This is a genomic window from uncultured Chryseobacterium sp. (assembly GCF_913776365.1).
In the GTDB taxonomy this organism is placed as follows: domain Bacteria; phylum Bacteroidota; class Bacteroidia; order Flavobacteriales; family Weeksellaceae; genus Chryseobacterium.
The window spans coordinates 1-6,575 of record NZ_CAJYMO010000170.1; the positions used below are offsets into that span (position 1 = coordinate 1).

A 6,575-nucleotide genomic window follows, 5' to 3' on the forward strand; every position below is an offset into this window, starting at 1 on the left:
GTTATTGTTTTGAACCGGAGTAACGTTAGAAAAAGTACCATACATCAGCCGGTACCGGGAAACCGGATGTGACGAGACATCGAGAAGGGAAACATTTTCAATCTGATACGGATCATTTTTACCATTATCGGATGCGCTGTCCAGATAATAATAGTCAAAAATTATCTTCCCGTATTTTGTAGAGATTTCCTGCAGCTTGCAGACCTGGTACAGAATGATATTTGCTGAGTACTTAGCATCCTTACGGTAACTGAAGGCAGCGGCAACAAGATTGCCGGTATCGATAATCCGGGTCAGGAAGAAAGCGGATTTATAAGTAAAGGCAGCAGCACCGGCATCGTTTCTGGAGACCGAATAATCCTCGAAGACATACCGGATGCCTTTATCATTGGTGATGGTAAACGAATTCAGGATCAGCGTAGCTGCGTTGGATTCCCTCGTATACTCGATTTTGATGGTATTGCCGGAAATATTGTTGATGCTGAAGGTATTGTTAACGGTATCCCTGATGATCCTGAATTTACCGGATTCACCCGGAATGTCATAATAATACACGTCATCAAAGACATTCTTCTTGTAATCCGATCTGGCGGGGTTGGAAAACCTTTCATCCACATCCCCGTTGATCACCCTGGAGATCACGCCTCCTTTGGACAATGACCACCCGAGACCGACTTCGCTTCCGGGCTTATTGCCGACAGCATTGTAAGGATGGTAGCTCAGCATGGTCGAGATATTGACATCCGCACTTCCTGTGGGCAGGGAAAAGAGGGGAATTGAAATATTGGGGACTCCCGTAGCCTGTGATACCGGTGTATTTACATAAGATGAAAAGGAAGATACCGAAGGCATAGGCTCAGCGGTATTTCCGAAATTTTTCTGGGAAAACCCCCAGCAGGAAATCATAATGAACAATAAAAGTATTTTCTTCATGGTTGTTTATTTCATTTTATTTTTTAATCAGTTTCGCACTTGCCGTTTTCCCGTCTTGCATCTTCACACTCACCAGGTAAGCGCCCTGCACCAGCTGCTGCGTACCAATTTTGGTTATTTTGTTTTTTGTTTTTACAGTCTGAAGCTGCCGTCCGCCCATATCATAGACTGTGATCTCCGCCTCAAACGCTCCCTCTCTCAAACCCTCAAACCCAAGCTCCACATAAGCATACTCACTCACCGGATTCGGATAGATCTTAATCTCCTGCTTCTCGATCAGCCGGTCGATCTGGCTGTCTCCCAGCTTTACGATCTTCCAGTTTTCCTTTCCAAGTTCCTCGGCACTGGTTCCGGCCAGGATGATCGAGCCGTCACGGTTCAGCCTGATGTCCGAGAGGCGCTCTTCCCTCTGGCTGGATTTTCCTTTCACGTGCTTTCGCCACTGCTCGTTGCCACTTTGGTCCAGGTACAGCATCCAGAACTTCTCGTCATCTGCTTCTACCCTTCCCTCGGATTGCGTGTAGCCACCCAGAAGTATCCCTTTCGAGGACTTGTCATCCGCGCTGTGCAGTACGCTCATGCCCATCAAAACATCCCGGTTTTTGAAGCTGTAGGATTTCTGCCAGATCGCTTCCCCTTTTTCGGTTAAAGAGATCAGCCACACATCCGTCCCTTCTTCAATACCTACGGTCTTATTCCCTGATCTCTCCGATCGTGATTCTCCGCCAATCAGATATCCTGAGGAAGTCAGGGCCAGGGTTCTGGGATGGTCATCACCAGTTCCGCCGAAGCTCTTTTCCCATTCCACCTTTCCGTCTTTTGAAAGCTTGATGATCCAGTAATCGCCCTCACCGTAATGGCTGCTGGCTTTTGGCTGCTGGCTGCTGGCCACTGATGTGTTTACAGACGACTGTGCACCTGCAGTACCGGGCTTTGCATTTGCCGGCAGGGCACCGCTTCTGGAGTAGACACTGAGAAGAGCACCGCCGTCCCGGGTCGGGATCATCTTTTCCACTTCATCCAGGCCTTTTCCGCCCAGGATCAGCTGCGAGATTTCTTTCCCGTTTTTATCCAGCCTTACGATCAGAACGTCTTTGGAACCGTAGCCTTTTTCCGTATTCTGGGTGTTGCCGGCTACGAAAAAGCCTAAATCCGTGGTCTGTATCACCGCTCTTGCTTCTTCATCCCCAGCCGAACCGATGGTTTTCTGCCAGAGTTCTTCCCCCGCTTCGTTCAGTCGGATGAGCCACATATCAGAGCCTCCTCTGGAATCTTCCTTTTTATCCAGGTCTTTTCCCGAGTAGCTGGTTCCGGCTGCCAGAAATCCGCCTTCCTGTGTAGCTACCACAGATTGGAGAAAATCATGGTTTTTTCCGGCAAAGAATTTCTCCCAGACCGGTTCCCCCTGCTGGTTCAGCTTGACCAAATGAAAATCGTAGCCTGCGTTTTGCTGATGGTTGTTGGCTGATGGCTGATGGCCCATCTTTGAGCTTATCGAAGGAACGGTGCCTAAGCCTGTCGAAGGACTGTTGCCTGCGGCTCTCGAAGGACTGGTGCCTGAGGCTCTCGAAGGCCGGATGCTGCTACCGGAAACCAGGTATTGTCCGTCAATAGTGGTGGTCACCTGGCTTAAGAAATCCTGCGTGGAGGATCTGATGTCCTTCTGCCAGAGGACTTCCCGGGCCCGGAGGCCGGTAAAGGCAAAGACGGCGATCATGTTTACATAAAGTTTCTTCATGGTTTTTTGTTTTGGTTTTTTGAATATCTGATAATTGATGCGAATATACGGAGGCCAAAGGCCCGGAAAATACGGAAATCTATAAGCGGCAGCCCGGGTTCCGGATCCTGCAGCAGCCGGCAGGCCGTCTGCGATATACCGATGATAGGTTGAAGCGCTGCCGGAGCCGGTCCCCGGTAAAGGACCGTCCGGAATCCGGGATGAGATGCTGCAATATGCATGCGGAATGCACCGGCCTCGTGTTTTTTCATGCTTAGTGTCTCATGAGTCTGTTATTAATTTTTTAGGCGTTGCAAAAGTAATCTTTTTTCACCGATAAAAGAAGTAGGCTTTGATAGTTGATAAAGGTCCGATCCGCTATGTTGTTTTCCACCGGAAATACAGAAACGGGGACCACCATCTCCCTCCTTTTCTACTGTTTGATCAGAAATACAATGCATCCCGGACAACCGGAACTGAAGAATTTTTTTCACTCTTTTCATATCTGTTTTTATTCATCCAATATACCACAAAATACGATAAAAACAATATTTAATTTATTTAAAAACAATAATTTACGAATAAAATAATTCAAATTATACTGAATAATATACATAAAACAAGTATTGCTCTGTTTGGGCAAATTCTTTTCCGGAAACAGATCTGCCTGCATAGATTCGCAGTAAGAGCTGCTTCCTGCTTCTTATGGATCAGAACTGCATTCTAAAGAATTTAAAATGATTTCATTGACGCCGGCTGCAGACCGCCGGTCTTAAAGAAGTAAAGCCATATTCAGGATAAGGGTGCTGCCACAGGGGTTTTTATGTTCATTCATCAACCGTACCGATAGATTATATATATCATACAGGGTTTGACTGATAGATGAAATACTTTTATCTTTGCAGCAGAAAAATTTAAATATTAAAACAAGAAAATTATGTCATTAGTAGGAAAAAAATTCCCGAATGTAACGGTTGATGCCATGTCTGAAATGGGTGATGATTTAAGAATCAACATCTTCGAGGAAGCCACTTCCAATCAGCAGAAAGTCCTTTTGTTCTGGTACCCGAAGGATTTTACTTTCGTATGCCCTACCGAACTGCACGCTTTCCAGGAAGCTTTGGGGGAATTCGAAAAGAGGAACACCAAAGTAATCGGTGCTTCATGCGATACCAATGAGGTACATTTTGCATGGCTGAACGTATCAAAAGACAACGGCGGGATCGAAGGGGTTACCTATCCGCTGCTGGCCGATACCCACAGACAGCTGGCCAACATGCTTGGGATCGTAGACCAGGATTTCGAGTACAATGAAGAAGGGGAAGAAGTGTTCACCGGTTCAAACGTAACCTACAGGGCGACTTACCTGATCGACGAAACCGGAAAAATTTTCCACGAGTCGGTAAACGATATGCCGCTGGGAAGAAACGTAAAAGAATACATCAGGCTGATCGATGCCTATACACACGTTCAGAAACACGGTGAGGTATGCCCTGCCAACTGGGAAGAAGGAAAAGACGCCATGAAGGCAGACCGTACTTCTACCGCCGAATATTTAGCAAAAAACTAAATTTTAATCCAGCGATGTATCAATCTAATAGTGTAACGATGTATCAATCTAATAATGTAACAATGATGCAGAAGGATATGATTGATAAACTGTTACATTGTTTTATTGATACATTGTTAAATTTTAATCTAAAATTTAACTTATGTATACAGAATTAACAGAAGATACCCTGCAGGCTATTGTCAGTGGCAACGAAAAAGTGGTGGTGCAGTACGGTGCCACATGGTGCGGGAACTGCAGGATCATGAAGCCGAAATTCAAAAAGCTGGCCGCTGAAAATGAAAGCATCCCTTTCCTTTACGTGGATGCCGAAAAATTACCGGAAAGCCGGAAACTGGCTAAGGTGGACAACCTTCCTACCTTCGCTGTTTTTAAAAACGGTGAACTGGTAAACCAGGTACAGACCAACAAAGCAGAAAGTTTAACCGAGCTATTCAACGAATTATCATGAAATTACCGATCATCAGACAGTTTTATCAGAACCAGACCCCGGAAAACCTTGAGAAGACCCTGGAAGTGCTGGAAAGCTTCTGCGAGTTCAGGGGAACTTCTGAAGAAGACCTGAATGTGGCGGGAGAACTGATTACGAACATCTGCGGAGCACTTGAAGTGCATGCTGCCGTAGAAGGCGGAATGAGTGAAAAAGACGCCCTTAACTCATTTGCACAGAAAGTTTTAGGCTCTATCGACAAATAACCGGCCGGCATCCCCTGTCGTCACATAAAAAATCCCGATGTTTCCACATCAGGATTTTTATTTTAGCTATAATATAAAATAAGTTATAACTCATTACACACAACTTATAACTTATAACCCTTCATTTCCTGTCAGCTTCTCCTGCTCATCAAAATGCTCAGGATATACCAGAACAGCAGCATAATAGAAGCAAAAAGCTGCAGCGAGGCACCGACATACTGGTTGGTACCGTAAGCATCTTTCAGCTTGCTCGTCTGGTACAGGATGGTTGCTGAAGCAAGGATCACCATGCCTACGGAAAACCACAGGCCCAGGTTGAAACTGAAGATCATTCCGCCCACAATCAGTCCCAGCGCGATGAATCCCCCGATAACGATGATGTTCCTCAGGAATGAAAAATCCCTTTTGGAAGTAAAAGCGACGGTAGAGATCCCTGCAAACATGGCAATGGTAAGCATCGCTGCCTGGTAAATGACCACCGGCCCTGCATACAGCGTGGCGATCTTGATCAGAGGAAGGAAAATAACGGCCTCCAGCACCACATAGAAAGCAAGCCCGAAATACTGGGTCGACTTATCCAGGGAGAGGGACCATTTCGTAGCCAGCACGGAAGCCAGCCAGAACACCCCGATAATCAGGAGCCAGATGTACCGCTGGGCAAACATGGCAAAAATTACCTGGTCCGGAACTACCCGTAATAAAACACTTTCCACCCCGATGAAAGCGAGAATGGATAAAGCGACGTGAAGATACGTCTTCTTGTAAAAGTCAGCCTTCTGCACATCTGAAGAATGGGCGACCAAAACATCTGTCATCATAGTTATGTATTTAAAATAAGTTAATTATCGTCATTGACTGTCTGCCATCCGCCATCCTTTCACTCACGATAGTCCGGCTTTACGCCCATGATCTTTCCGTTGTTCTCGAAAATCACGGTAATGACATCCCGCGGCGGGTCCTGCGGGTCATCGGCATATTTATACTGAATGGCGGGATAGGTTTCATTGTCCAGCAGCTTCTGCAAACCGGATCTGTATACCTCCGTTTTCCTCGTAAAACTGATGCCTCCGGATAAAACCCTGAGGACATCATCATTCACGACGGTTTTTACCTTATCGGAAATCAGGCCCTTCACCGCATCCCTGTCTTCTGCTTTTAAAGCAGCTACGAATTTCAGGAACAAGCCGTTGTAGCGGCTGATCTGTTCCGGGCTCAGTTCGGAAGTAAGCTCGATTTTCTTGCTCTCAACGATCTTTATGCCTTCCTTCTGTTGGGAAAGAGCCGGCAGGAAAGCCAGGGCAGCGCAGATCAAAAGGATTTTTCTCATACTTTTTCTGTTGATTGGGTTGAGACCAAGATACGAAGATTATATGAGGGATAAAAATTTCATCGTATCAACGTTGTCCGCATAGGTATCCAGCCCGGGATGCTGTGCTTCGCCTAGTCCTGCGGAAGCAAGGCCCAGCTCCTCTTTTGCTACTACACACTGTATGTTTTCTTCGTTATCGGCAATAAACGCCTTCACTTCCTCTATATCCCGGTACCGGCTGAAGTTGATGACCGAAAGCGGGCTGAACAGTTTTTCGTCCTCCTTCATCATCACGAAATTGTTATCCCAGAACTTTTCCTGGTTCAGCAGGTAGATGGCCCTGTTGTAAT

General features: G+C 46.2%; 8 protein-coding genes and 1 pseudogene. 3 read left to right on the forward strand and 6 right to left on the reverse strand.

What is annotated here, in order from left to right; translation table 11 throughout:
* The 3 genes from QZ735_RS08545 to QZ735_RS08555 form a co-directional block, all read right to left on the reverse strand.
* On the reverse strand, positions 1-933 hold a 933-nt coding region (locus tag QZ735_RS08545; protein WP_294246908.1), incomplete at its 3' end, for a hypothetical protein.
* A gap of 16 nt (positions 934-949) precedes the next feature.
* A complete protein-coding gene (locus QZ735_RS08550) occupies positions 950-2,671 on the reverse strand; it encodes a T9SS type A sorting domain-containing protein (protein WP_294246911.1) in 1,722 nt (573 codons plus the stop codon).
* 275 nt (positions 2,672-2,946) lie between these two features.
* Entirely contained in the window at positions 2,947-3,153 is a 207-nt protein-coding gene (locus QZ735_RS08555) for a hypothetical protein (RefSeq protein WP_294246913.1), read from the reverse strand.
* Between the two features lie 434 nt (positions 3,154-3,587).
* Between QZ735_RS08555 and QZ735_RS08560 the strand changes: the two genes are divergently transcribed.
* The 3 genes from QZ735_RS08560 to QZ735_RS08570 all read left to right on the forward strand — a co-directional run bounded on the left by QZ735_RS08560 (position 3,588) and on the right by QZ735_RS08570 (position 4,916).
* Positions 3,588-4,220: a peroxiredoxin gene (locus QZ735_RS08560; protein ID WP_294246914.1), complete on the forward strand. Its 633-nt coding sequence runs from the start codon at positions 3,588-3,590 to the stop codon at positions 4,218-4,220.
* A gap of 142 nt (positions 4,221-4,362) precedes the next feature.
* Positions 4,363-4,671 carry a co-chaperone YbbN gene (locus tag QZ735_RS08565; RefSeq protein ID WP_294246916.1) on the forward strand — a complete coding sequence of 103 codons (309 nt, stop codon included), beginning with the start codon at positions 4,363-4,365 and terminating at the stop codon, positions 4,669-4,671.
* Entirely contained in the window at positions 4,668-4,916 is a 249-nt protein-coding gene (locus tag QZ735_RS08570) for a hypothetical protein (RefSeq protein ID WP_294246918.1), read from the forward strand. Before QZ735_RS08565 ends, QZ735_RS08570 begins: the two co-directional genes overlap by 4 nt.
* A 131-nt stretch (positions 4,917-5,047) precedes the next feature.
* Here the strand turns inward: QZ735_RS08570 and QZ735_RS08575 are convergent, their stop codons facing one another.
* The 3 genes and pseudogenes from QZ735_RS08575 to QZ735_RS08585 all read right to left on the reverse strand — a co-directional run.
* Positions 5,048-5,734 (reverse strand): Bax inhibitor-1 family protein, encoded by a 687-nt coding sequence (locus QZ735_RS08575; protein ID WP_294246920.1) that lies wholly within the window; start codon positions 5,732-5,734, stop codon positions 5,048-5,050.
* 59 nt (positions 5,735-5,793) lie between these two features.
* The gene (locus tag QZ735_RS08580) at positions 5,794-6,243 is read right to left on the reverse strand and encodes a peptidylprolyl isomerase (RefSeq protein WP_294246923.1); all 450 of its coding nucleotides are present in this window, start codon (positions 6,241-6,243) and stop codon (positions 5,794-5,796) included.
* Positions 6,244-6,282: 39 nt separating this feature from the next.
* Positions 6,283-6,575, reverse strand: a pseudogene (locus QZ735_RS08585) (acyl-CoA reductase); the annotation flags it as partial.